Origin of the sequence: Ornithinimicrobium pulveris (assembly GCF_050261105.1) — a bacterium.
Lineage (GTDB): Bacteria > Actinomycetota > Actinomycetes > Actinomycetales > Dermatophilaceae > Ornithinicoccus.
The window spans coordinates 1,266,191-1,289,917 of record NZ_CP189837.1 but is presented as its reverse complement, the minus strand read 5'-3'; the positions used below and the strand labels follow the sequence as shown (position 1 = coordinate 1,289,917).

Here is a 23,727-nt window from a genome sequence, read left to right as displayed (position 1 = left end):
ACTCAGCGACCCACCGGGGCCAGCTCTGCCGGCAGCGGTGTCCCGCAGGGCAGGTGGAGCGCGCCGCGCACCAGCTCCAGGAAGCGCTCGCCGGAGCGCACCAGGTCATCGGCATCCCGGGCGCTGACCAGGTCGGCACCACGTTCCAGAGCCAACCGGCGTCGTCCGGACTCGGCGAAGAAGACCGCCCACTCGGTCAGCTCCGGGGCGACCACGGGCAACATCTCCCAGACGCTGCGCGGCCGTGCCCGTCGGCTCGGCGCGCTGCGGGCGGCAAGGAGCGCCGCCGCAGCCCGCAGCGCCGACAGGTGCGCCAGGGTGTAGCGCTCGCCCGCACTGTTGCTGTGGCAGGCCAGCAGCAACCCACCGCGGGAGCGTTCGAGCAGGTCGAGCACGGTGCCCACCGGCCCGCTCCCCATCGGTCCCTCCGTTCCACTGTCTGCTTCCATCGTGCTCATCTCCCGTGTGCTCATCGCCTGCGTGCTCATCTCCGGTCCTCTCCGATCGTCATGCCGCTTCCCTCGCTGACCTGCTCCATCACTGACCCGCTCAATCCCTGATCTGCTCCAGCCCTGACCCGCCTAGTCACTGACCCGCTCCAGGAGCCAGGTCTCCCCCTTCCGCAGCTCATAGACCCCGGTGCCGGCGCTGCGTCCCGCGCTCGCCTCCACCCGCCAGACCTCCTGCTCCAGCCGGCCATCGACGCCGTCGCGCCACCACGGCAGCCGCTGGGTCCACTGCGCCAGGACCCCGCGCACCACGTGCACCCGGCCATGCCAGAGGAAGAGCGTCGGCACCTCCTCGACCACCGGCTCGGCGCCCCGACGCCACCCGTCCTCCAACCGCACCCGGTGCTCTCCCGGGTCACCCAACCTGACCTCCACCTGGTCCTGATACCGCCGCACGCGGCCACCTCCTCGAACTCTGTCGAGCAGTCGTCGCCACTCGAAAGAACCACTCGAAAACCACTCGATATCGAATTTCTGTTCGATGAGACAACTGTACGACTGACCACCGACAGAGTGTCAACCGCGGCCCCTCCCCTGTGGATAACTCTCGCCCCGATCGCTTCGACAGGGCAGGATGAAGATCAGTTGTCCGCGTCCGGGCCACGCAGGGGATGGCCCGGGCCGGACACTCATCGCGCTCGGGTTACGCTCAGGGCAACGCCATCGCGAGTCCCTCGGAGCCCCTTCGGACTCGCTTGTCGCCCCCCGGACGAGGAGCCCACGTGCCGCACCCCCACCCGCTGGACGGTGTTGACCTGCGCGCCCGCGTCCAGGCCGCCCTGGATCAGCATCTGGCCGGCCAGCGCGAGGTCCTGGCCGAGCTCGGCCCCCCGATGGGCCCCCTCGTCGATGCCGTCGCCGACCTGCTCACCGGCGGCAAGCGACTGCGCGCCGCCTTCCTCTACTGGGGCTGGCGGGCGCTCGGCGGACCGGATGATGACGCAGCCATCCGCGCCGCCAGCTCGATGGAGATCTTCCAGGCCGCCGCCCTCCTCCACGACGACGTCATGGACAACAGCGACCTGCGGCGCGGGCGCCCCACCGCGCACCGCAGTTTCACCGCCGAGCACCAGCGTCAGAGCTGGAGCGGCGACCCCGAGCGCTTCGGCCACGCCGCCGCCATCCTCGCCGGTGACCTCTGCCTGAACTGGACCGATGAGGTCTTCACCAGGAGCGGACTACCGGCCGACGCGCTCGAGCGCGCCCGCCCCGAGTTCGACCGCATGCGCACCCAACTCATGGGCGGCCAGTACCTCGACATGCTCGAGGGCGCAGTCGGCTGGGCCGACCTGGCCTACGAGGAGCGGCTCGAGCGGTGCCGCACCGTGATCCGCTACAAGAGCGCCCAGTATTCCGTCGGTCAGCCGCTCCTCATCGGCGCCTTGGCCGCAGGGGCAGGTGAGCAGACGGTGCGCGCCCTGACTGATTACGGCACCGCGCTCGGCGAGGCCTTCCAGCTCCGCGACGACGTGCTGGGGGTCTACGGCGACCCTGAGCACACCGGCAAGCCGGCCGGCGATGACCTGCGCGAGGGCAAGCACACTGCCCTCATCGCGCACGCGCTGGAGCTGGCCGACGCCGAGGGCGCCGAGCTGATCTCCGCGAGCCTCGGCGATCCCGACCTGGACGAGCCCACCGTGCAGGCGTGCCGCGAGGTGCTCGCGGCGTCCGGGGCGTTGGAACGCACGGAGGCGATGATCACCGCCGGCGCTGACCAGGCCCGCACGGCTCTGGCCGACGCCTCGGAGCTCACCGCAGAGGGACGCGCCGCCCTGGAGGCGCTGATCGAGATCTGCACCCGGCGCCAGACCTGACGAGGATGAACCCGGCGCCAGACCTGACGAAGACGAACCCGTCGAGAGTCCCTGTGAGTGCCCCTGGTTGAGACGCTCTGGGGCGCGAGAGCGCACCAGATGGGGGCATTCACAGCGGGAGGGGTCAGACGGCCGCGCGCCTAGAAGGCCTGCTCCTGAGCGCGTCGGCGCACCTCGGTCTTGTTGCCCGAGCGGAGTGAGGCGATCGCGCTGCCACCCTGAAGGGTGTCGTCGGCCTCATGGAGCCATTCGATGATCTCGGGATCGGTCAGCCCGTTGTCCGCGAGCACCGTGATGGTGCCACGCAGGGGGTGCAGCGGGCCCTCGTCGTCGAAGAAGCTCGCGGGCACCATCACCGCGTTGTTGGGGCCACGCCGGACCCCGACGACCTCCCGCTCCTGGAGCCAGCGCTTGACCTCCGTGAGACGCACCCCGGTGCGCTCCACGATGTCGGGGACGGCCCACCACTCCTCGACCTGGGCATCCAGATCCTGGGCGCCCGCATCCTTGGCCCGCGCATCCTGGGCGCCCGCATCCTGGGCACCCGCATCCTGGGCATCCAGACCCTTAGCACCCGAACCCTGGGCGTCGAGGGAGCCAGAGGCATCGTCGGGCTGAATTACATCGGCGTCATTTACCACATCTTCTAGTCAATCACATGAAGCGACACGCCCAAAAGGTGGCGCTTCGCGAAACCAGCGGGTAACGTCCCACCTGCCTCACAGGTTGTCCGGTTCATCCCTCGCGCCAGACGTCCCAGGAGGAACGGGCATGTCCCCCAGCACCACGGTGCTCAGTGCCCACCGCGCGACCTGACCGAACGACCGCCCCTGCCCTGTCCCGGAGGACCTACGTGATCCCCCTGCTCGCCGCACTTCCTGCTGCTGCTCTGCCCCCCGCCGAACTCCCCTCGATGGTCCTGCAGCCGCCGGCGTTGCACACCGTGGAGCTGCTGGCCACCCGCACCCAGGGAACGCACACTGTCCGTTCCGGTGACACCGTCTACGGCATCGCTGCGCAGTACCGCGTCTCGCCGCAGGCGATCGTCCGCGCCAACGGCCTGCGTGACAACGGCCGCTGGATCATGCCGGGCCAGGTGCTGAGCATCCCGGGCGCCTCGGGCAGCAACGTCCCGGCCGTTCCGGCTCCCTCGACCAGCCGCACATCAACGCCGGCTCCGAGCACTCCCAGCACCTCGAACACCAACCGGCCCACGGCCACCCCATCCGCCCGTACGGTCACCGTGCGGGCCGGAGACACGCTGTCGCACATCGCGATCCGCAACAACACCACCGTGCGCGCGCTGCAGCAGGCCAACAACCTGCGCGCCGGGGCGTTCATCCACCCCGGTCAGGTGCTCCGCCTGCCTGGCGCCGCCAGCACCCCGGCCCCGAGCACCCCGAGCCCGACCAACTCGAACTCCTCGAACAACGCCTCCTCGAGCAACAACAACAACAGCACGAGCAGCTCCACCCGCTCGTACACCGTCCGCTCCGGCGACACCCTGTCCGGCATCGCTTCCCGGCACAACACCACGGTCGCCGCCATCGCGCGCGCCAGCGGCATCAACGCCGGCTCCTTCATCTTCCCCGGCCAGCGCCTGACCATCCCCGGCGCCGGCAGCTCCACCTCGGGCAGCTCAAACTCCGGCAACTCCGGCTCCGGCAGCTCCACCTCGGGCGGCTCGAACTCCGGCAACCGCACCCCCTCCAGCGGCAACCTGACCCGCCCCTATGACGAGCACAACATCGGCAACATGCTGGTCGGTCAGAACGTGCCGAACACCTTCCTGCACTACACCTACAGCAACGCCATCGCCCGGGCCGCCGCCGCCAACCGCGCGCACCTGGCCAGCGTCAGCGCCCCCAGCCAGGCCCAGATCAAGCAGTTGATCGTCGACGCCAGCAAGAAGCACGGCGTCGACCACCGCCTGATGCTGGCCCTGTCCTTCCAGGAGTCGGGCTGGAACCAGCGGGCGGTCTCCCCCGCCAACGCCATCGGCGCCATGCAGGTCATCCCCTCCTCGGGCCAGTGGGCCTCCAACCTGGTCGGCCGCCAGCTCAACCTGCTGGACCCGGCCGACAATGTCGAGGCCGGCGTGGTGATCATGAAGGCCCTCCAGGCCTCCGCAGCCAGCGGCGACCACGCGATCGGCGGCTACTACCAGGGCCTGGGCAGCGTCCGCCAGTACGGCCTGTTCGCCGACACCCAGCGCTACGTCGCCAACATCAAGTCGCTCATGCGCCGGATGTGATCCGCAGCCCGCTCCCCGGCAGACCGGCCCACCTCCCACGATCGGCGGGCCCCGCTTCGTAGAGTGGCCGGGTGAGCGGCTCGCAGGATCTGTGGAGCGGCCGGGTTCTCGACGGCCGCTACCAGATCGACTCCGAGCTCGCCCGGGGCGGCATGGCGACCGTCTACCGAGCCCAGGACCTGCGCCTGGATCGACCGGTCGCGCTCAAGGTGATGCGCGCCGACCTCGCCCGCGACGAGACCTTCGTGCGCCGCTTCGTCCACGAGGCCCGCGCCGCCGCCCGGCTGCAGCACCCGCACATCGTCAGCGTCTACGACCAGGGCGAGGACGACGGCTGCGTCTACCTGGCGATGGAGTTGGTCGAGGGCCAGACCCTGCGCGACGTCATCCGCACCCGCGCACCGCTGTCCACCCGCCAGGCCCTCGACCTCCTCCTCCCCGTCACCGAGGCGCTCGCCGCCGCGCACGCGGCCGGCATGGTCCACCGCGACGTCAAGCCCGAGAACGTCCTGCTCGGCACCCCTCACCCCCGCACCGACCCCATCGTCAAGGTCGCCGACTTCGGCCTGGCCCGGATGGAGGGCGTGGCCAGCGTCACCACCGAGATGCTCTGGGCGACCGCCGCCTATCTCGCCCCCGAGCAGATCGACGGGCAGACCTCCGATCCCCGCACGGATGTGTATGCCGTGGCCCTGCTCCTCTTCGAACTGGTCACCGGGCGCAAGGCCTTCCCGGGCGAGGACCCCGTCCGCGTCGCCTACGAGCATGTCCACGGCGGCGTCCCCCACGCCCGCGAGCTGGCACCCACCGTCCCCCGCGCCGTCGAGCAGCTGATCCTGCGGGCCGGCGCGGTCGAGCCTGACGACCGCCCCCAGGACGCCACCGAGCTGCTCCACGACCTGCGCACCCTGCGCCTGGAGCTCTCCGACACCGACCTCGACGCGCTCCCCGGCGGCGACGAGACCATCCCGGTGCAGGTCGACGGCGACCGCACCCAGGTCGTCCCCGTCGGCACCCCGCACCAGCACACCCGCCACTCCGGCTCCACCGGCCACACCGGCCACACCGACCACTCCAGCCAGTCCGGCGCCACGGCCACGCGCGCGCTGCCGGTGCGCGACGGCATACCGGGACGGGCGTCGTCCCCAGCCGCCCCAGGAGGTTACGCGCGCACCACCGGCAACCGATCCCCCGCCCGCCGTCCCGCCCCACCGGCGCCTCGCCCGGCCCGTCGTCGCGGCATCGGCGGCTGGATCATCGGCCTGCTCCTGCTCGCCCTCCTGGCTGGCGGCGGCTACGGCTTCTGGTACCTCACCGAGGGCCCCGCCGTGCACTCCGAGATGCCGCCAGTCGCCGGGCTCACCCAGGTCGAGGCGCGCGAGGCGCTGGACCGCAAGGAGCTGGACGCCTTCTTCACCCCGGTCTACTCCGAGGACGTCCCCGCCGACACGGTGATCAGCGCCGACTACGAACCCGGCGCCGTGCTCCGCCACGGCACCGACGTCACCATGGAACTCTCCCAGGGCCCCGAGAGGTATGCCGTCCCTCGCCTCGACGGGGTCACCCCCGGTGACGCGGTGGACCTGTTGCGCGACAACCAACTGAGCCTCGGCGAGCAGCACACCGAACACCACGAGACGATCCCGGCCGGCCAGATCATCCGCAGCGACCCCGAGGTCGGCGCCCAGGTGCCGCCGGGGACGGCGGTGCAGGTCTGGGTCAGCGACGGACTCGCCCCGGTCGGCCTGCCCAATGTCGTCGGCTCCACCGAGGCCCAGGCGACCGGCGAACTCAGCCGGCTCGGCCTCACCGTCGAGATCGACCCGCAGCGGGTGTCCGACGAGGAGGTCCCGGAGGGTTCGGTGGTCAGCCAGGACCCGACCCCCGGTGAGGTCGAGGCCGGGAGCACCGTGCGCCTGGTGATCTCCGATGGTCCCGAGCTGGTCGAGATCCCGCAGGTGGTGGGCCGGCAGTTCAGCGCCGTGGAGCAGGAGCTGACCGACCTGGGCCTCGTGGTCACCCGCGATGACGTGCGCGGCGGCTTCTTCGGCTCGGTGCGCTCGCAGTCGATCGAGCCGGGCGAGATGGTGCCGCGCGGCACCGAGATCGTGCTCGAGGTGGTGTGAGCCCTCGGCTCAGACCGGGCCCGCTCACCCCTGGTGGGACCAGCGCTCCTCGTGCGCGACCCGCCCGCGCGGGTGGTAGCCGCGCCGCTCCCAATAGCCCTGCGGTCGCTCGTGGTGATAAGTCACCTCGACGATCCACTTGGGTCCCTTGAAGCCGTAGAGATGCGGCAGCACCACCCGGGCCGGCCAGCCGTGCTCGGGCGTGAGCGGCTCACCGTCGACGTGGGTGGCGATCAGCGCGTCCGGGTGGAGGGCGTCGCCGAGGTGAACGGCGGCGGCATACCCCCGGGCGGCGGCGAGGAGCACGTGCTCGGCGCCGGGCGCGGGCGGGGCCAGCTCGATCAGGTCGTGCAGGCGCACCCCGGCCCAGGTCAGGCCGGTCACCGACCGGCGGTCGACGCAGTGCAGCGCAGCCGGGACCTCCACCTGCGGGAGCTCGGTGAGCGCGGGGTGATCGAGCACGTGCATCCCGCCGTCGCGGGTGGCGCCGGCCAGCGTCAGCCGCCAGGTCTCCAGGGACAGGCGCGGCACCTTCCCGTAGGTCGACGCGCGCCACACCCGCGCCGGCCGCTGTCCGGGCGGCAGGTCGGGGTCCGGCTCCGAGGGGGTGCCGGCGGGCTGGCTCATGCCGGCTCGCCGCCCCGGTCCCGGTGGGCGAGCAGGTCGGCGAGGACCTCGCCCGCGTGCTCGGTCATCGCGTCGTCGATGTCCAGGTGCCACACGAAACGCGCGTGCCAGGGCCCGGTCGGGTAGCCGCGCACCCCACGCTCCCCCGCCGCCGCGATCAGGTCCGGCGCGGACCAGCCGGCTGCGCCGACGTCCAGGACGAGGATGTTCGTGTGCACGTTCGCGGGGTCGACCACCCCGGGTGCAACTTCGGCAACCCGCTGTCCCGTATGCCGCGTCCTGGCGTGGTCCTGCGCCAACCGGTCGAGGTGGTGGTCGAGGGCGTGCAGGCCTGCGGCCGCCAGGATCCCGACCTGGCGCATCCCGCCACCGAAGCGTTTGCGCCATACGCGGGCCCGGTCGATGCGCTCCGCGGAGGCGACGAGCAGAGAACCCACGGGGGCACCGAGGCCCTTGCTGAGGCAGACCGAGACGGTGTCCGCGCTGGCCCCGTAGTCGCTGAGCGGGACCCCGGTGGCGACGTGCGCGTTCCACAGGCGGGCGCCGTCGAGGTGGACGCCGACGCCTACCTCGGAGGTGGCGTCGCGGAGGCGACGGAGGTCCTCGATCGGCTGGATGGTGCCGCCGCCGAAATTGTGGGTGTTCTCGACGACGACGCAGGCGGTGCTGACCTGGTAGGCGCCACCGTCAGGGACCATGACCGCGAGCGCGGTGTCGACGTCGAGCTGGCCCCGCTCGGCGACCCAGCTGCGGGTGCTGATACCGGACAGCGCCGCGGCGGCACCCAACTCGGCGCGCAGGACGTGCGCGAGGTGGTCGGTGATGATCTCCTGCCCCGGCCCGGCGTGCAGACGCAGGCCGACCTGGTTGGCCATCGACCCGGTGGGGAAGAACAGCGCCGCCTCGTGACCGAGCAGGTCGGCGACGCGCTGCTCCAGCACCGCGACGGTCGGGTCCTCGGCGTAGACATCGTCCCCGACGGCAGCGTCCAGCATCGCTTCCCGCATCGCCCGCGTCGGGCGGGTGAGGGTGTCCGAGCGCAGGTCGGCGACCAGCGACATCTAGCTGCCGCTCCGCTCCAGCATCTCGGCGACCAGGAAGGCCAGTTCCAGGCTCTGCTGGTGGTTGAGCCTGGGGTCGCACAGGGTCTCGTAGCGCAGGCCGAGGTCGTCCAGGTCGATGCCGGCGGCGGTGCCGCCGACGCACTCGGTGACGTCATTGCCGGTCAGCTCGACGTGCACGCCGCCGGGGTGGGTGCCGGCCTCGGCATGCGCGTCGAAGAAGCCGCGGACCTCCTCGACGACGTCCTCGAAGCGGCGGGTCTTGTGGCCGCTCGGGGAGGTGAAGGTATTGCCGTGCATGGGGTCACAGACCCAGCTGACGCGGCGGGCCTCATCGCCGAGGGAGGTGAGGAGGGCGGGCAGCACGTCCCGGATGGTGCCTGCACCCATCCGGGTGATGAAGGTCAGGCGGCCCGGCTCTCGCTCGGGGTCGACCTTGTCGATCAGGCGGAGCAGGGTGTCGCGGTCGGCTGTGGGGCCGACCTTGATCCCGACCGGGTTGTGCACCCGGGAGACGAAGTCGATGTGGGCGCCGTCGAGGTCGCGGGTGCGCTCGCCGACCCAGACGAAGTGGCTCGCGGTGTCGTAGAGCAGGCCGGTGCGGTGGTCGCGGCGGACCATCGGGCGCTCGTAGTCCAGAACCAGCGCCTCGTGCGCGGAGAAGAACTCAACGCGGCGCATCTCCTCGGCGTCGGCGACGCCGGAAGCCTCCAGGAAGCGGACGGCGCGGTCGATCTGGTGGGCCATCTGCTCGTAACGGGCCTGGGCGGGACCGCGCAGGAAACCCTTGTTCCAGGCGTGCACGCTGCGCAGGTCGGCGAAGCCACCGCTGGTGAAGCCGCGCACGAGGTTCAGGGTGGCCGAGCTGGCGTGGTAGGCGCGCAGCAGGCGCTGCGGGTCGTGGCGGCGCGACTCCTCGGTGAACTCGAAGCCGTTGACGAGGTCGCCGCGGTAGGCCGGCAGCGTGACGCCGTCGCGGGTCTCGGTGTCGCTGCTGCGTGGCTTGGCGAACTGGCCGGCCATCCGGCCGACCTTGACGATCGGCATCCCGGCGCCGTAGGTGAGGACGACGGCCATCTGCAGGATGGTCTTGATGCGGTCACGGATGTTGGGGCCGGTGACGTCGGCGAGGGTCTCGGCGCAGTCGCCGCCCTGGAGCGCGAAGGCCTTGCCCTGGCTGACCGCGGCCATCCGGTCGCGCAGCAGGTCGCACTCGCCGGCGAAGACCAGCGGCGGGAAGGTGGCCAGCGTGGTCAGGACCGGCGCCAGCTCGGCCGGGTCATAACTCGGCTGCTGCTTGGCGGGCAGGTCCGGCCACACGATGTCGGAGACCGCGCCTGGGAGGCTCTCGGTTCGGCTGCCGGTGGTGTCGATGGTCACCGATCTATCGTAGGCCGCGCGCCGGGATGGTCCGGACGGGTGCTCAGGAAGCGTCCTCGCCCGAGGCGGCGCCCTTCTTCTCCGCCTCCAACCGCTTCTTGACGTCGGCGGCGTACTCGTCGACATACTCCTGGCCGGAGAGACGCTGGAGCGAACTCATCACCTCATCGGTGATCTGGCGCAGCACCAGGTGGTCGTCGGTGCGACCGGCGAGCTCGGGGTAGGACAGCGGGGCGCCGATCTTGACGCCGACGCGGACCAGGTTGGGAATCTTCTGGCCGGTGGGCTGGGCCTTGTCGGTGTCGATCATCGCGCACGGGATGATCGGGACATTGGCCTCCAGCGCCATGCGGGCGATGCCGGTCTTGCCGCGGTAGAGGCGGCCGTCGGGGCTGCGGGTGCCCTCGGGATAGATCCCGAAGAGCTCGCCGCGGCGCAGCACCTCCAGCCCCTTCTCCAGGGCGGCCATCGAGGCGGCGCCGCCGGAGCGGTCGATCGGGATCTGGCCGGTCACGGTGAAGAAGGTCTTGGACAACCAGCCCTTGATCCCCTTACCGGTGAAGTACTCCGCCTTGGCCGGGAAGGTGATCCGGCGCTTGACCACGAGCGGCAGGAAGATGGAGTCCGAGAAACTCAGGTGGTTGCTCGCCAGGATCGCGGCACCGTGCTCGGGGATGTGGTGCAGCCCTTCCACCCGCGGGCGAAAGGCCAGGCGCACCGGCGGCCCGACGACGAAGTGCTTGAGGATCGAGTAGATCACGGCGCAGACTCTACCGGTGCGGAGCCGTGCGAGGATGGAGATCGTGACCGCGCCGCCCCCTTCCCCTCAGGAGCCCGACGACGGCGAGGATGTCGATCGGCAGTTCCACGACATCGTCGACGGCATGCGGCTCGGGCCGGGGACCCAGGACGGTATGGCGTCGGCCCATCGGTCCTACGAGGCACCTGAGCTGGCGGAGGACGATCACTTCGTCCCGCCGCCGACGCCGCCGTTGCCCGCCGGAGACCTCCACTTCTGGGCGATCACGATCGGGCTGGCCGGGGGCCTGCTGCTTGTGCTGGTCTCGGCGGTCTTCCCGATCCTGGACCGCGGGTGGTCGCTGGTGGGTGGGCTGCTGATCATCATCGGCTTCGTGCTGCTGGTGCTGCGACTCCCCCGCAACCGTCAGCCGGACGGGGACTGGGGCGCGCAGGTGTAGACCTGACCAGCCCTGGCTGGGCGCCGCTGCAAGGTGACCGAGACCGCCGAGACATCAGGACGGGACGTCAGGACCGGAACGTCAGGACGGGAACGTCAGGTCCACCCACACCGGGAGGTGATCGGTCGCCGCCGCGAGGTCGAGACCCTCCAGCACGCTCGGATCACCCGGCGTCGCGGTCACGTGGCCGCGGGAGAAGATCGCGTCGATCCGGTTGCGGGGGGCCTTGGCAGGAAAGGTCGGGCGGTCGTCGCTGACCTCCACCAGTTCGCCGGCGAGCAGCCGCCAGGCGGCCCCTTCCTCGTTCTCGTTGAGGTCGCCGCCCACGACGAGTGGCTCATCGGCAGGGATCCGCGGGTCCTCCGCGAGCTCACGCAGCGCCGTGGTGATGTGCTCGACGCGCTGCTCGGAGCGCAGCGACAGGTGGATCGAGACGACCGTGACGCCCAGACCACCAGCTCGGCGGACGCGGGAGACGGTGTAGCTGCGCGGGTTCTCCCGCAGTCCCACGGGGAGTCTGCGGTCCTGCGACTCCCCCGAGTGCACCCGTAGGTGGCTCATCAGCGAGGTCCCCGAGACGAACCGGGTGCGCCCCGACCACAGCAGCCCGCACTCCCGCGCGAAATCGGTGATGGCGTAGTCCGATCCCGGGTAGCGCGGCACCTCCTGCAGCAGCAACACATCGGGGTCGATGGCCCGCACCACGGACGCAGCGGTCGCGGCGTCATCCTTGAGGCCGCGCAGGTTATAACTGGCGATGCGCAGGGGCTTGCTGGTCGAGCTGTCGGGCATGCTCCCATTCTCACTCACGCGGTGCGGGCTCAGCCGACGCGGGCCAGCTGGGCCGCTCCGACCAGGCCGGCGTCGACACCGAGGTGGGCCGCGTAGACGGGAGGCACCGGCCGATGACCGCGACCGGCGAGCTGGCGCGCGAGGGCAGCGCGGGCCGGCTCGAGCAGCAGGTCGCCCGCCTCGCTGGCCCCGCCCCCGACCACGAAGGCACCCGGGTCGAGCGCCGCGGCCAGGTTCGCCAGGCCCAGGCCGAGCCAGCGCCCGACCTCGGCGAGCAGCTCCACGCTGGCGGGGTCCCCCGCGCGCGCCAGTCGCGTCACGTCCTCCCCCTCGAGCCGCTCGGGCTGGCCGTCGCAGGCCTGACGGAGGCGTTCGGCATACACACCTCCTCGGCGGACGACCTCCTGGGCGCGGCGGCGCATCACCGTGCCCGAGGCGTACTGCTCCCAGCAGCCGGTGTTGCCGCACTCGCAGGCGCGGCCGTCGGGGACGAGCAGCAGGTGGCCGTATTCGCCGGCGAGCCCGTGCTGGCCCCGGCGCAGTTCGCCGTCGACGAGGTGGGCGCCGCCGATCCCGGTGCCGAGGGTGACCATCACGAGGTGGGCGGCCCCGCGCCCGGCGCCGTGCAGGTGCTCGGCCCAGCAGGCCGCGTTGGCGTCGTTGTCGACGACCACCGGCAACGAGAGGCGGGAGGCGATGCGCTCCCGCAAGGGTTCGTCGCGCCAGGACAGGTGCGGCGCGAAGACCACCACGCCGCGAGCGGCGTCCACAAAACCAGCGGCGCCGATGCCGACGGCGGCGATGTCCTGGATGTCGCCCCCGTTGGGGGCAGCCGCACCCTCAAGGCGCCCGCGATGGCGGGCGATGAGGTCCTCGACCACGGCCACGATCGCGTCCTCGGCGTCCGCCGCGAGCGGCTCCGTCGGGCGGGTGAGGCGGTCCAGGATCTGGCCAGCCGCATCCAGCACGCCAGCCTTGATCCGGGTGCCGCCGACATCGACGCCGATGGTGGGTGCGGTCAAGCCAGGAGCGTCGTCGGGGGCAGTCACGTCGGGGTCGTCAGGCACGGCGGGCGGCGAGATCCGCGGCGCCGACCATCCCGGCGTCATTGCCCAGCTGCGCCTGCACGAGCGGGGTGACGTCGCGGTGACCGCGGCCGGTGAGTTGACGGGCGAAGGCGGAGCGAGCGGGCTCGAGCACGAGGTCCCCGGCCTGGCTGACCCCGCCGCCGATCACGATGAGCGCGGGGTCGAGCACCGCGGCCAGGCTGGCGAGCGCCTCCCCGGTCCAGCGGCCGACGTCGTCGAGCAGCTCGATCCCGGCGACGTCGCCCTGCTGGGCGGCCTCGGTGATCATGGCGCCCACCAGCTTCGTCGGCTCGCCCCCGCACATCTCGACGAGGGTGGCCGCGTGCGGGCTGCCGGCGACCATCATGGCGCGGGCCTCGCGGACCAGCGCGGTCCCGGAGGCGTAGGCCTCCCAGCAGCCCTTGTTGCCGCATCCGCAGCGATGCCCGTCGGGGACGACGCGCAGGTGGCCGACCTCGGCACCCATGCCGTGTGCTCCGCGGAGCAGCTCGCCATCGATGACGATGCCGCCGCCGATCCCGGTCCCCAGGGTGATCATCAGCAGGTCCTCGACGTCCTGGGCGGCGCCGAACCGGAACTCGCCCCACGCTGCCGCGTTGGCGTCGTTCTCCAGGGCGACGGGCAGGTCGATGAGGTTCTCCAGGTTGGCCTTCAGCGGTTCGTCCCGCCAGGCCAGGTTGGGGGCGAACATCACGTTCTCGCCGGCCCGGTCGATGAAGCCAGCACAGGCGACCCCCACCCCTTGAACCCGCTCCCCCATCGTGCGTACCGCACCATCAAGCTCGCGCACGAGGTCGGCGACCGCGTGCTCGATCAGGTCAGGGTCCTGGGCGGGGGTCTCCCTCCGTGCCCGTTGCAGGATGCGCCCATCCCCGGACACCGCGCTGGCGGCGATCTTGGTCCCACCGATGTCGACACCGACACACACGCTCATGGTCAGTCAGTATGCCGTGCTCCGTGCCCCGTGCTCCATGCTCCATGCTCCCCTCCCCGTCGATGGGTATCGTGTTGCCGCCCTGTCGTGCCCTCCCTGCCCTGGAGTCCTTGTGACCGTCGTCGCCGTGCCCCACCTCGTTCCCTCCACCGCCGAGGGCAATATCGCCGACTACCTGGTCGGCTGGGCAGAGCAGGAACCCTCCCGGCCGCTGGTGAGCGTCCCGGCTGACGGGGGCTGGCAGGACCTGACGGCCGCCGAGGTGGCGGCGCAGGTCCTGGGCCTGGCCCGCGGGCTGGTGGCCGCCGGGGTGGAGAGCGGTGACCGGGTGGCGATCATGAGCCGGACGCGCCTGGAGTGGATGGTGGCCGACTTCGCGCTCTGGTCGGTGGGTGCCGTCCCGGTGCCGGTCTACGAGACCTCCTCCCGGGACCAGGTCGCCTGGATCCTGCAGGACTCCGGTGCGGTGGCGATGTTCGTCGAGGATCAGGCGCTGATGGCGCTCACGGCCACCCTGCGGGAGGAACTGCCAGCCCTGCGTGACGTCTGGCAGATCGACGCCGGCGCGATCGCCGAGCTGACGGCTGCTGGTGCGGATGTGCCCGAGGACGTCGTGCACGCACGACGCACGACCGTCAGCCGTGCCGATCTGGCGACGATCATCTACACCTCGGGGACCACCGGCCGCCCCAAGGGCTGCGAACTCACCCACGACAACTTCATGGCGCTGTCCGAGAACGCGGCGGAGCGGCTGACCGATGTCGTGCGGGTGCCCGGTGCGTCGACCCTGTTGTTCCTGCCGATGGCGCACGTCTTCGCGCGCTTCCTGCAGGTCGTGGCGGTGCATGCGGGTGCCCGCGTCGGGCACACGCCCGACCCCCGGACGGTGCTGGATGACCTGGCCGCCTTCCGCCCGACCTTCCTGCTATCGGTGCCACGGGTCTTCGAGAAGATCTACAACTCGGCGGAGCAGAAGGCCGAAGGTGCGGGGCGGGGGAAGATCTTCCGCTGGGCGGCCAAGGTTGCTCGGGACTACAGCCGCGGTCTGGAAAAGGGACGCGTCGGCGTGGCGCTGCGGGCCCAGCACGCGGTGGCCGACCGGCTGGTCTACAGCAAGCTGCGCCAGGCGATGGGCGGTGAGGTGACGTACGCGATCTCCGGCGGCGCCGCTCTCGGCGAGCGCCTCGGCCACTTCTTCCGCGGCATCGGCCTGGTCGTGCTGGAGGGCTATGGGCTGACCGAGACCACGGCCCCGGCGACCGTGAACGCCCCCGACATGATCCGGATCGGCACGGTCGGCCGTCCGCTGCCGGGTGTGTCGGTCCGCGTGGACGACGACGGCGAGATCGCGGTCCGCGGGATCAACGTGATGCAGGGCTACTTCGGCAATCCGGAGGCGACCGCCGAGGCCTTGGACGAGGACGGTTGGTTCCGCACGGGAGACCTGGGTCGACTCGACGCCGATGGGTTCCTCACGATCACAGGCAGGACCAAGGAGATCCTGGTCACCGCCGGTGGGAAGAACGTCTCCCCCGGACCGCTGGAGGACGAACTGCGGGCGCACCCGCTCATCTCCCAGTGCATGGTGGTCGGCGAGGGGCGGCCGTTCGTGGCGGCGCTGATTACGCTGGACGCCGAGATGCTGCCGGTGTGGGCGGCCGGGCGCGGGCTGTCCGGGCTCTCGCTCGACGCGGCCACGACCGACGAGGCCGTCCGCGCCGAGATCCAGCAGGCGGTGGACGCCGCGAACCGCACCGTGAGCCGGGCCGAGTCCATCCGCGCCTTCGAGGTCCTGGACAGCGACTTCACCATCGACAACGGCCTGCTCACCCCGTCCATGAAGCTCAAGCGCAGCCGCGTCACTGACGCGCTCCAGGACCGGATCAACGCGATCTACAACCGCCCGCGCGGGTGACCGCAGGCGTCGCTGACTGTCACCGCGACGCTGAGCACCACGGCATACAGGACCCCTGTCAGCGAGGGGTCCCGGCGAGTCAGCCTGCTGCGTAGCCAGCCGAGCGCGTGACCTCGGCCCTCAGCCGAGCCACCTCGGCGGGGTCGACCAGGCCAGCCCGGACGAAGCTCCCGACCGCCGCCAGCTCGTCGCTGGTGAGGGGTTCACCCGGCACCACTGGGCCGGGTGCTGGACGCTCTGCCTCCACCGTCTCCTCGGCGCGTCGAGGCACTGGGTCGGAGAGCCACACCTTGGCGAGGACGGGGACGAAGCAGTCTCCGCACATCCGCCCACGCACCGGGCAGCTGTCGCAGTCGATGGTGAGCATCGAGGGTCCGTACTGATTGTTCGAGTGGTTCGTGGTCATGTCTTCCACCTCCTTGTCAGCGACGGTAGAGGTGAGCACCGACAGACCTGATCCTGTGCCCTCTTTCCCCGGCGATGCGGCCTGTCCCTCCGGGTCTGTCGGTGGCCGCATCTAACGTCAGGGACATGCAGATGGTGCAGGAGACGTTCGAGGATCTGGGGATCGCCCTGTCCGATGTCACCTTCGTCGTCGTCGACCTCGAGACCACGGGCGGATCACCGTCGGGATCGCAGATCACCGAGGTCGGCGCGGTCAAGGTCAGGGGCGGCCAGGTGATCGGTGAGTTTCAGACCCTGGTCCGACCCAGCACCCCGATCCCGCCCTTCATCACGGTGCTGACCGGCATCACGAACGCCATGGTGGCGCAGGCTCCCGGCATCAGGACCGTCATGCCGCAATTTCTGGAGTTCGCTGCCGGGTCGGTGCTCGTCGCCCACAACGCGGGCTTCGACATCTCCTTCCTCAAGGCCGCGGCGGCAGAGACCGGACAGGCCTGGCCCGGCTTCCCGGTGCTCGACACCGTTCGCCTGGCCCGCCAGCTGGTGCACAAGGACGAAGCACCCAACCACAAGCTGGCCAGCCTCGCCCGACTCTTCGGCGCAGCAACCACGCCGGACCACCGGGCGCTGCATGACGCCCGCGCGACGGTGGACGTGCTGCACGGGCTCATCGAGCGGGTCGGCAACCTCGGTGTGCACACCCTGGAGGAGTTGACCTCCTACAGCTCGAGGGTGAGCACGGCTCAGCGGCGCAAGCGCTTCCTGGCCGAGGCGATGCCGTCAGCACCGGGGGTGTACATCTTCAAGGACGCGCGGGGCGAACCGCTCTATGTGGGGACGGCGACCGATCTGCGGCGGCGCACGATGAGCTATTTCACGGCGGCGGAGACTCGACGGCGGATGTCCGAGATGGTCGGCATCGCCGAGTCCATCACCCCGATCGTCTGCGCCAGTCCCTTGGAAGCCGCGGTGCGCGAGCTCCGTCTCATCGCTGAACACAAGCCGCGCTACAACCGACGATCCCGCTTCCCGGAGAAGTCGGTGTGGGTCCGTCTCACGGACGAGGCCTTTCCCCGTCTGTCGATTGTCCGCAGCATCAAGGGCGATGGCGCGCACTACGCCGGTCCCTTCGCCAGTCGGCGCCGTGCTGAGTCCGCCGTGACCGCGATCCAGGAGGTCATCCCCCTGCGCCAGTGCACCCCTCGGTTGTCCAAGCGTCTGGCAACGCAGGGTGTCGGCGGATCAGCATGCGTGCTCTTCGAACTCGGCAGGTGCGGTGCCCCCTGCATCGGGGCTCAGAGCATGGAGGACTACTCACAGGTCGCGGATCAGGCCGCGCAGGCGCTCAGCGGCAGCTCGCGCGAGGTCGTCGCCGCGCTGCGCAGTCGCCTTGACGTGTTGGCCGACCAAGAACGCTTCGAGGAAGCGGCCACATTGCGCGACCGCATGATGACGCTGGTCCGGGCGGCGGCGAGGAGTCAGCGTCTTCGTCCGCTGCGCGAGGCCGCCGAGCTGATTGCCGCGCGGCGCCCGGAGTCCGGCGGCTGGGAGATCGTCGTCGTGCGCCACGGCCGGTTGGCCGGCACCGCCGTGGTGCCACCACGCACCGACCCCCTGCCGGTGATCGCTTCGCTGCGACAGACCGCCGAGGTCGTGGCTGCGCCAGGGGTCGGCCAGGACTCATCGGTGCTCTCCGAGGAGACCGAGCTCATCCTGAAGTGGCTGGAGTCACCCGGGGTCCGGCTCGTCGACCTCGAGGGGACGTGGACCTGCCCGGTGGACGGTGCGGGAGCGAGTCGCTACGAACTTGAACCGCAGGCAGCCACCTGGTCCGAGATGGAGCCCCTGGCGCCCATTCCTCGCGCCTGGGACCGCCCGGCAGGAGCGGTCAACGCCTGACCATCGTGGTCGTTGGCGAGTTTTACCAGGCCCAGCGGCTCGCGCAATTAGCACAGCACGACTCGCCCGCCGGGGCGGACCGATCGCCACACACGAGGCACCGCTCGCGGGACGCAAATTCGTGGAGCCATGTGCTCCAACGCTCAATTACCCCTGCTCATGCGCAGGACTCTAGAGCACCCCGAGATGACCGCACGCCACTTGAACGGTCAAACGCGAAAAACACTTCAAAACTAAACACAACTGCTGAACATGGGCCCTGGACTGAGGCCGTCGAGAGCCTGGAGCAGGGGGTGGCCCTCGACGGCCCCTGCCTCAGGACCAGGTACGTCGTTGTATCCAGTACCGGCCTGTCACGGGGGCTGGGAAACAACTTACCCGCGAGTCACTTAGCGTGACAAGGACATGAGCCTGTTAGGTCATGAAGGCAGCGCAGGGAAAAGGGGTCAGTCGTTGTCAGTCGTCGAGACCGAGCGCAAAGCCGGCGTCGAGGTCCTCGTCGCTGTAGGTGCGGAAAGCGATGTGGGTACTGGTCTCCATGACCCCGGCGACCTTGTTGAGCCGGTCGGCGATCACGTCGTGGAAATCCTCGTGCTTGGCCACCCGGGCGACAGCGATGAGGTCGACGTCACCTGTGACCGAGTACACCTCACTGATCCCCTCGATCTGCGCGATCTCCCGAGCTGCCTCGGGGATACGGCTCACTTCTGCCTTGATCAGGACGATGGCGGAGATCACCTGGCCACTCTACCCAGGGCCGGAAGGACCGTGGGAAGGAAGGGTGGGAAGGAAGGGTGGGAAGGAAGGGTGGGCCCGCTGCGCCAGAAGGCAGCCACGCAGCGAACTGATCAGCCCCAGCCCAACTCGTGGAGGGCCTCGTCGTCGATCCCGAAGTGGTGCGCGATCTCGTGCACGACGGTGATGGCGATCTCGTCGAGGAGTTCTTCGCGGTCCTCGCACATCCGCTGCAGGGGCCCGGAGAAGATCGTGATGCGATCGGGCAGATGCCCGCCCCAGGCGAGGTCGCGCTCGGTCAGCGGGATCCCGTCGTAGACGCCGAGCAGCTCCGGGTCTTCTGGCGGTGGCTCGTCCTCGACCAGGAAGACCACATTGTCCAACTGATCCATCAGCCGCGGCGGCACCAGATCCAGGGCCTCCCCCACCGCATCCTCGAACTCGGCACGCGTCATGAGCTCCAGCGCAGAACCTTGGCCGCGGACGTCCTCGTGAGGCTGCCCACACTGCGGGCACGGGAGCGCCCCGTCCCGCTCGTGCGGGACGGGGCGCTCCTCGTGATCGGTGAAACCCTCGCGGGACTGCGCGTCGGTGATGGCCGACCTCAGTGCCGCGGCGGAGCCTGGACGGCGCTGCCGTGGTGGTCCTCGAAGTCGTCGTCACCGACGGCATCGTTGACCGGGACACCGAGCTGCGGGCTGCTCGCCTCGGCGATGGCCTCGTGCTCACCGTGGTGGTGCGCCGCGGCCAGCTCCGCCGGGGTGACGGCCGAGACCGTGTCCTTGTAGTAGAACTTGGACAGCGCTCGACGGACCGCGCTGAGCGCGCCCGGACGACGCACACCGTGCTCGTCGGCGCTGGCGCCCTCGAGCTCGCCCAACGGACGCGGGGTTTCGTAGTCCACCAGCGACCAGCGCTCGTAGGGGTCGATGTCCTCGTGCACCTCGAAGAAGCGGCCCTCTGGGGTGCGGACGATCCGCCCGGTCTCATAGCCATGCAGCACCTTCTCGCGGTCGTGCCGCTGCAGCGACAGGCAGAGGCGCTTGACCGTGAAGAACACGACCACAGGGGCCACGAAGAACAGGATCCGCAGCATGATCGTGATGTCGTTGATCGACATGTGCAGCTTGAGCGCCAGGATGTCGTTGATGGTGGCGATCGCCAGCACCAGGTACATCGAGATGCCCGCCATGCCGATCGCGGTGCGCACCGGGGCGTTGCGCGGACGCTGCAGCAGGTGGTGCTCCCGCTTGTCGCCGGTCGCCCAGGCCTCCACGAAGGGGTAGAGGCCGAGGATGATCCAGACCAGCGGCAACAGCAGCAGCGAGCCGAGGAAGATGTTCATGCTCCAGACGGTGCCGAAGAGCTCGAACTCCAACCAGCCCGGCAGCAGTCGCAGCGCACCATCGGAGAACCACATGTAGAAGTCCGGGTGCGAACCGGCGGTGACCTGGGTCGGGTCGTAGGGACCGAAGACCCAGACCGGGTTGATCGCCACCAGGGCCGAGACCAGGGCGGTCAGACCGAAGACGACGAAGAAGAACCCACCGGCCTTCGCGGCATACACGGGCATCACCGGGAAGCCGACCACGTTGTCGTTGGTCCGGCCCGGCCCGGGGTACTGGGTGTGCTTGTGCACGACGACCAGCAGCAGGTGAGCCACGAACAGACCGACGATCAGAGCCGGCAGCAGCAGCACGTGCATGATGTAGAGCCGCGGGATGATGACCTCACCCGGGAACTCGCCACCGAAGACGAAGAAGGTCATCCAGGTGCCGATCACCGGCGCGGACATCATGAAGCCGTTCATCGCCCGGATACCGGTGCCCGAGAGCAGGTCATCCGGCAGCGAGTAGCCGGCGAAGCCCTCCAGGGCCGCCAGCAGCGAGAGCACCACACCGATGACCCAGTTGATCTCACGCGGCTTGCGGAAGGCGCCGGTGAAGAAGACGCGGGCCGCGTGCAGCGCGATACCGACGATGAAGAACAGCGCCGACCAGTGGTGCAGCTGACGCATCAGCAGGCCACCCTTGACCTCGAAGCTGATGTGCAGCGTCGAGGCGTAGGCCTCCGACATGTGCACACCCTTCAGCGGCACGTAGGAGCCCTCGTAGACCATGTGCCCCATGCTCGGCACGAACCAGAAGGTCAGGAAGGTGCCGGTCAGCAGCGCGATGATCATCGAGTACATCGCGACCTCACCGAGCAGGAAGCTCCAGTGGTCTGGGAAGACCTTGCCCAGGCCGAAGCGCAGCCCCTTGGCCGCGCCCGTGCGCTCGTCCACCCACCCCAGGGCCGGGTGGAACTTCGCGTCCTTGGACCCCTGGTGACCGGGGCCGTACTCGGTCGCGGCGACGCCGTCATCGGCGCGCAAGCGGTCAGCGCCCTGCGGGACGCGGCTCGCGGTGCTCATGCGTCATCCTCTCCGGTCAGCCAGGACTTCTTGTTGCGCTCGAAGAAGCTCGGCCCGATCGGCTCGCGGAAGCCGTCGGCCGCGACCAGGTAGCCCTCGTCGTTGACCGTGATCGGCAGCTGCGGCAGCGGCCGCTTGGCCGGGCCGAAGATCACCTTGCAGTCATCAGTCATGTCGAAGGTCGACTGGTGGCAGGGGCAGAGCAGGTGGTGCGTCTGCTGCTCGTAGAGCGCCACCGGGCAACCCACGTGCGTGCACACCTTGGAGTAGGCGACGATCCCGTCCACGCCCCAATCAAGCTGCTTCTGGCTCTTGATCAGCGAAGGGTCGAGCTTGACCAGGATGATCTGGTCCTTGCTCTTGGAGATCAGCATGTCGTTGGGGTGCAGGTCATACATCGGCGCACCCACGAAGCCATCGGGCATCACGTGGAAGACCGAGCCGCTGGTCACGTCGGCCGCCCGAATCGGAGCACCCGAGGGGTCGATCCGCAGGAGCATGCCCGGCTCCCAGTTCGTCTCGTAGAGCTCACCACGCGGACGCGGGCCGAGCCCCGCGACGACGGGCACCACCAGGGGCAGCGCGAAGAGCCCGAGCGCGCCGGCTGCCGAGCCGAGGATCGCGGTGCGGCGGTTGAGCTGGGAGGCGCGGAAGCCGTGCGAGAGGGTCTGCGCGACGTCGTTGCGGGTCTCCTCGTCCGAGGCCTGGACGTGGCGGTACTCCACGACCTCCTCGTCGGGCATCAGCGTCTTCGCCCAGTGGATCGCGCCGAAGCCGATCCCCAGCAGCGAGAAGGCCATGCATAGACCGAGGGCCACGTGGAAGAGGCTGACCTCGCCGATCCCGATGATGTGACCCTTGAGGTTCGGGTCGATCACGTAGTAAGCGACGAGGAAGCCGATCGAGCCGAGCACCGAGAGGGTGAACAGGGTCACGACCTGGACGGAGGCCCGCCGGGCGGCCTTCTCGTCGACGTCGGCGCGGCGCGGGACGTGCGGGGGCAGCCCCGGGTTGGCGAACTGGTCCTCGCGCTGTTCGCGGATGATCGCTGGTGAGGTATCGCGCTCGTTGCCCATCAAGCAGCCTTCCGTCCGAGCCAGACCGCCGCAGCGATCATCGTGCCGATCCCCAGGGTCCACACGAACAGGGCGTCACCCGAGGGACCCAGGTTGCCCAGGCCAGCGCCGCCGTAGTCGTTGCCCCCCTCCTCGATGTAGTGGAGGAAGGCGATGATGTCGCGCTTCTCCTCGGGGGTCAGGTTGTTGTCGTTGAAGACCGGCATCGACTGCGGGCCGGTCAGCATGGCCTCGTAGATGTGCTGCGGCTCGACGCCACGCAGGGTAGGGGCGTACTTGCCGCGGGTCAGCGCACCACCGGTTCCGGAGGAGTTGTGGCACATCGCGCAGTTCGTCCGGTATGCCGCACCACCAGCTGCGATGTCGCCCTGGGCCGGGTCGATCCACTCGGCGTCCGGAACCGCCGGGCCGGGGCCCAGGGAGTCCACGTAGGCCGCGAGCTGGGTGATCTGCTCCTCGCTGAACTTCACCTGCGAGATATTGCGGGCCGCCTGCACGCCGGGAGCGGGCAGCGGCATCCGGCCGGTGGCGACCTGGAAGTCGACCGCGGCGGCACCGGCGCCGACCAGCGACGGGCCGACGTTCTCGACCCCCTCACCGTTCAGGCCGTGGCAGCTGGCGCAGTTGCCGAGGAAGAGCTGGTGACCAGCCTCGATGTCCTCTTGCGACACGGTCGCGGCGGAGGTGCCCGGAGCGGCCTTGGGCTGGAGTGCGGCGTAGGCCGTGCCGGTGAACATCAGGCCGAGCAGCAGCACCAGCAGCACCGCCATCGGGCTGCGGCGGCGGGCGGCGAGAGAACTCACGCGTCGGTCCTTCCGTGGGTTTTCGGGGCGGGAGGGGTCAGGGGTCGGCGTCGAGCTCATGCGATCACCGCAGGATGTAGATGACGAAGAACAGGGCGATCCAGACCACATCGACGAAGTGCCAGTAGTACGAGGTCACGACGGCGCCCGTGGCCTGGGCGTGGGTGTAGCGCTTGGCGGTGAAGCTACGCGCGATGATCAGCAGGAAGGCCATCAGACCGCCCAGGACGTGCAGCCCGTGGAAGCCGGTGGTGATGAAGAAGACCGAGCCGTAGGGGTCGGCGGTCGGGGTCATCCCCTCCATGGTGAGCGTGGCGTACTCCCAGATCTGACCGGCGATGAAGATCGAGCCGAAGATGTAGGTCAGCACGTACCACTCCCGCATCCCCCAGCCGGTGGCGCCGAGCGGGTTACCGATGTGGAAGATGCTGCCGGTGCGGTGCGGGATGCCGCGCTCGGCCTTCCAGACCCCGAACTGGCACCACAGCGAGGAGATGACCAGGATCGAGGTGTTGATCGAGGCGAAGGTCACATCGAGGTACTCGGTCCGCTCTGCCCACAGGTCCGGAGCCACCGAACGGATCGTGAAGTACATGGCGAACAAACCGGCGAAGAACATGATCTCGCTGCCCAGCCACACCATGGTCCCCACGGCGGTCATGTTCGGCCTCGTCGCCGGCCCGTGCGCGGTCGCGTG

At 70.0% G+C, this 23,727-nt stretch carries 23 protein-coding genes; 6 read left to right on the top strand and 17 right to left on the bottom strand.

The annotated features are described in order from the left end of the window. Positions 1 to 2: 2 nt before the first annotated feature. Positions 3 to 488 carry an SAV_6107 family HEPN domain-containing protein gene (locus tag ACQBAT_RS05940; RefSeq protein WP_420746068.1) on the bottom strand — a complete coding sequence of 162 codons (486 nt, stop codon included), beginning with the start codon at positions 486 to 488 and terminating at the stop codon, positions 3 to 5. Between the two features lie 93 nt (positions 489 to 581). Continuing rightward, positions 582 to 905 (bottom strand): DUF6504 family protein, encoded by a 324-nt coding sequence (locus tag ACQBAT_RS05935; protein WP_420746069.1) that lies wholly within the window; start codon positions 903 to 905, stop codon positions 582 to 584. Between the two features lie 326 nt (positions 906 to 1,231). Here ACQBAT_RS05935 and ACQBAT_RS05930 point away from each other — a divergent pair, with 326 nt between their 5' ends. Further along, entirely contained in the window at positions 1,232 to 2,323 is a 1,092-nt protein-coding gene (locus ACQBAT_RS05930; RefSeq protein WP_420746070.1) for a polyprenyl synthetase family protein, read from the top strand. A 140-nt stretch (positions 2,324 to 2,463) separates the two neighbouring features. Here the strand turns inward: ACQBAT_RS05930 and ACQBAT_RS05925 are convergent, their stop codons facing one another. Then, positions 2,464 to 2,964 carry an Rv2175c family DNA-binding protein gene (locus ACQBAT_RS05925; RefSeq protein WP_420746071.1) on the bottom strand — a complete coding sequence of 167 codons (501 nt, stop codon included), beginning with the start codon at positions 2,962 to 2,964 and terminating at the stop codon, positions 2,464 to 2,466. Positions 2,965 to 3,176: 212 nt separating this feature from the next. Between ACQBAT_RS05925 and ACQBAT_RS05920 the strand changes: the two genes are divergently transcribed. Together ACQBAT_RS05920 and pknB are read left to right on the top strand one after the other, a co-directional pair. Then, positions 3,177 to 4,577, top strand: coding sequence for a LysM peptidoglycan-binding domain-containing protein (locus tag ACQBAT_RS05920; RefSeq protein ID WP_420746072.1), 1,401 nt, complete (start codon positions 3,177 to 3,179; stop codon positions 4,575 to 4,577). A 71-nt stretch (positions 4,578 to 4,648) separates the two neighbouring features. After that, positions 4,649 to 6,703 (top strand): Stk1 family PASTA domain-containing Ser/Thr kinase, encoded by a 2,055-nt coding sequence (pknB, locus tag ACQBAT_RS05915; RefSeq protein WP_420746073.1) that lies wholly within the window; start codon positions 4,649 to 4,651, stop codon positions 6,701 to 6,703. Between the two features lie 24 nt (positions 6,704 to 6,727). On the opposite strand, the gene ACQBAT_RS05910 is transcribed toward pknB, so the two are convergent. From ACQBAT_RS05910 to ACQBAT_RS05895, 4 genes are read right to left on the bottom strand one after another with little or no spacing between them, the layout of a single operon-like run. Beyond that, on the bottom strand, positions 6,728 to 7,330 hold the full coding sequence (locus tag ACQBAT_RS05910; protein WP_420746074.1) for a molybdopterin-dependent oxidoreductase: 603 nt from the start codon (positions 7,328 to 7,330) through the stop codon (positions 6,728 to 6,730). After that, complete coding sequence (locus ACQBAT_RS05905) at positions 7,327 to 8,391, bottom strand: threonine aldolase family protein (protein WP_420746075.1); 1,065 nt, start codon at positions 8,389 to 8,391, stop codon at positions 7,327 to 7,329. Before ACQBAT_RS05905 ends, ACQBAT_RS05910 begins: the two co-directional genes overlap by 4 nt. Beyond that, on the bottom strand, positions 8,392 to 9,765 hold the full coding sequence (locus ACQBAT_RS05900) for a class II 3-deoxy-7-phosphoheptulonate synthase (protein WP_420746205.1): 1,374 nt from the start codon (positions 9,763 to 9,765) through the stop codon (positions 8,392 to 8,394). A gap of 49 nt (positions 9,766 to 9,814) precedes the next feature. Beyond that, a complete protein-coding gene (locus tag ACQBAT_RS05895) occupies positions 9,815 to 10,531 on the bottom strand; it encodes a lysophospholipid acyltransferase family protein (protein ID WP_420746076.1) in 717 nt (238 codons plus the stop codon). Between the two features lie 43 nt (positions 10,532 to 10,574). On the opposite strand from ACQBAT_RS05895, the gene ACQBAT_RS05890 reads away from it, so the two are divergent. Further along, the gene (locus tag ACQBAT_RS05890) at positions 10,575 to 10,970 is read left to right on the top strand and encodes a hypothetical protein (protein WP_420746077.1); all 396 of its coding nucleotides are present in this window, start codon (positions 10,575 to 10,577) and stop codon (positions 10,968 to 10,970) included. 81 nt (positions 10,971 to 11,051) lie between these two features. Here the strand turns inward: ACQBAT_RS05890 and ACQBAT_RS05885 are convergent, their stop codons facing one another. Genes ACQBAT_RS05885 through ACQBAT_RS05875 form a run of 3 tightly spaced genes read right to left on the bottom strand, consistent with a single transcriptional unit; the run spans position 11,052 to position 13,784 of the window. Beyond that, the gene (locus ACQBAT_RS05885; protein WP_420746078.1) at positions 11,052 to 11,762 is read right to left on the bottom strand and encodes an endonuclease/exonuclease/phosphatase family protein; all 711 of its coding nucleotides are present in this window, start codon (positions 11,760 to 11,762) and stop codon (positions 11,052 to 11,054) included. A gap of 29 nt (positions 11,763 to 11,791) precedes the next feature. After that, positions 11,792 to 12,784, bottom strand: a complete 993-nt coding sequence (locus tag ACQBAT_RS05880; protein ID WP_420746079.1) for an ROK family glucokinase — start codon at positions 12,782 to 12,784, stop codon at positions 11,792 to 11,794. A 37-nt stretch (positions 12,785 to 12,821) separates the two neighbouring features. Further along, on the bottom strand, positions 12,822 to 13,784 hold the full coding sequence (locus ACQBAT_RS05875; protein WP_420746080.1) for an ROK family glucokinase: 963 nt from the start codon (positions 13,782 to 13,784) through the stop codon (positions 12,822 to 12,824). Between the two features lie 112 nt (positions 13,785 to 13,896). Between ACQBAT_RS05875 and ACQBAT_RS05870 the strand changes: the two genes are divergently transcribed. Beyond that, the gene (locus ACQBAT_RS05870; protein WP_420746081.1) at positions 13,897 to 15,699 is read left to right on the top strand and encodes an AMP-dependent synthetase/ligase; all 1,803 of its coding nucleotides are present in this window, start codon (positions 13,897 to 13,899) and stop codon (positions 15,697 to 15,699) included. A gap of 79 nt (positions 15,700 to 15,778) precedes the next feature. Here ACQBAT_RS05870 and ACQBAT_RS05865 read toward each other — a convergent pair whose 3' ends face one another. Beyond that, the gene (locus tag ACQBAT_RS05865; RefSeq protein ID WP_420746082.1) at positions 15,779 to 16,105 is read right to left on the bottom strand and encodes a hypothetical protein; all 327 of its coding nucleotides are present in this window, start codon (positions 16,103 to 16,105) and stop codon (positions 15,779 to 15,781) included. A gap of 125 nt (positions 16,106 to 16,230) precedes the next feature. Between ACQBAT_RS05865 and ACQBAT_RS05860 the strand changes: the two genes are divergently transcribed. Further along, positions 16,231 to 18,003: a DEDD exonuclease domain-containing protein gene (locus tag ACQBAT_RS05860; protein ID WP_420746083.1), complete on the top strand. Its 1,773-nt coding sequence runs from the start codon at positions 16,231 to 16,233 to the stop codon at positions 18,001 to 18,003. A 456-nt stretch (positions 18,004 to 18,459) separates the two neighbouring features. On the opposite strand, the gene ACQBAT_RS05855 is transcribed toward ACQBAT_RS05860, so the two are convergent. The 6 genes from ACQBAT_RS05855 to ACQBAT_RS05830 all read right to left on the bottom strand — a co-directional run bounded on the left by ACQBAT_RS05855 (position 18,460) and on the right by ACQBAT_RS05830 (position 23,691). Then, a complete protein-coding gene (locus ACQBAT_RS05855; RefSeq protein ID WP_420746084.1) occupies positions 18,460 to 18,741 on the bottom strand; it encodes an Lrp/AsnC family transcriptional regulator in 282 nt (93 codons plus the stop codon). A 110-nt stretch (positions 18,742 to 18,851) separates the two neighbouring features. Beyond that, positions 18,852 to 19,193 carry a metallopeptidase family protein gene (locus tag ACQBAT_RS05850; RefSeq protein ID WP_420746085.1) on the bottom strand — a complete coding sequence of 114 codons (342 nt, stop codon included), beginning with the start codon at positions 19,191 to 19,193 and terminating at the stop codon, positions 18,852 to 18,854. A gap of 149 nt (positions 19,194 to 19,342) precedes the next feature. Then, complete coding sequence (locus ACQBAT_RS05845; RefSeq protein ID WP_420746086.1) at positions 19,343 to 21,151, bottom strand: cytochrome bc1 complex cytochrome b subunit; 1,809 nt, start codon at positions 21,149 to 21,151, stop codon at positions 19,343 to 19,345. Next, the gene (locus ACQBAT_RS05840) at positions 21,148 to 22,227 is read right to left on the bottom strand and encodes a cytochrome bc1 complex Rieske iron-sulfur subunit (RefSeq protein ID WP_420746087.1); all 1,080 of its coding nucleotides are present in this window, start codon (positions 22,225 to 22,227) and stop codon (positions 21,148 to 21,150) included. The genes ACQBAT_RS05845 and ACQBAT_RS05840 overlap by 4 nt, the downstream gene beginning before the upstream one ends. Then, positions 22,227 to 23,030 carry a cytochrome bc1 complex diheme cytochrome c subunit gene (locus ACQBAT_RS05835; protein ID WP_420746088.1) on the bottom strand — a complete coding sequence of 268 codons (804 nt, stop codon included), beginning with the start codon at positions 23,028 to 23,030 and terminating at the stop codon, positions 22,227 to 22,229. Before ACQBAT_RS05835 ends, ACQBAT_RS05840 begins: the two co-directional genes overlap by 1 nt. Before the next feature lie 64 nt (positions 23,031 to 23,094). Next, a complete protein-coding gene (locus ACQBAT_RS05830; RefSeq protein WP_427197779.1) occupies positions 23,095 to 23,691 on the bottom strand; it encodes a cytochrome c oxidase subunit 3 in 597 nt (198 codons plus the stop codon). Between the last annotated feature and the right edge of the window lie 36 nt (positions 23,692 to 23,727).

What these genes read in the sequence shown, in the direction of transcription:
- ACQBAT_RS05940 (WP_420746068.1), bottom strand. Translation starts at nt 488, where the DNA reads ATGAGCACGCAGGCGATGAGCACACGGGAGATGAGCACGATGGAAGCA.
- ACQBAT_RS05910 (WP_420746074.1), bottom strand. Translation starts at nt 7,330, where the DNA reads ATGAGCCAGCCCGCCGGCACCCCCTCGGAGCCGGACCCCGACCTGCCG.
- ACQBAT_RS05905 (WP_420746075.1), bottom strand. Translation starts at nt 8,391, where the DNA reads ATGTCGCTGGTCGCCGACCTGCGCTCGGACACCCTCACCCGCCCGACG.
- ACQBAT_RS05885 (WP_420746078.1), bottom strand. Translation starts at nt 11,762, where the DNA reads ATGCCCGACAGCTCGACCAGCAAGCCCCTGCGCATCGCCAGTTATAAC.
- ACQBAT_RS05875 (WP_420746080.1), bottom strand. Translation starts at nt 13,784, where the DNA reads ATGAGCGTGTGTGTCGGTGTCGACATCGGTGGGACCAAGATCGCCGCC.
- ACQBAT_RS05865 (WP_420746082.1), bottom strand. Translation starts at nt 16,105, where the DNA reads ATGACCACGAACCACTCGAACAATCAGTACGGACCCTCGATGCTCACC.
- ACQBAT_RS05860 (WP_420746083.1), top strand. Translation starts at nt 16,231, where the DNA reads ATGCAGATGGTGCAGGAGACGTTCGAGGATCTGGGGATCGCCCTGTCC.
- ACQBAT_RS05850 (WP_420746085.1), bottom strand. Translation starts at nt 19,193, where the DNA reads ATGACGCGTGCCGAGTTCGAGGATGCGGTGGGGGAGGCCCTGGATCTG.
- ACQBAT_RS05845 (WP_420746086.1), bottom strand. Translation starts at nt 21,151, where the DNA reads ATGAGCACCGCGAGCCGCGTCCCGCAGGGCGCTGACCGCTTGCGCGCC.
- ACQBAT_RS05840 (WP_420746087.1), bottom strand. Translation starts at nt 22,227, where the DNA reads ATGGGCAACGAGCGCGATACCTCACCAGCGATCATCCGCGAACAGCGC.
- ACQBAT_RS05830 (WP_427197779.1), bottom strand. Translation starts at nt 23,691, where the DNA reads ATGACCGCCGTGGGGACCATGGTGTGGCTGGGCAGCGAGATCATGTTC.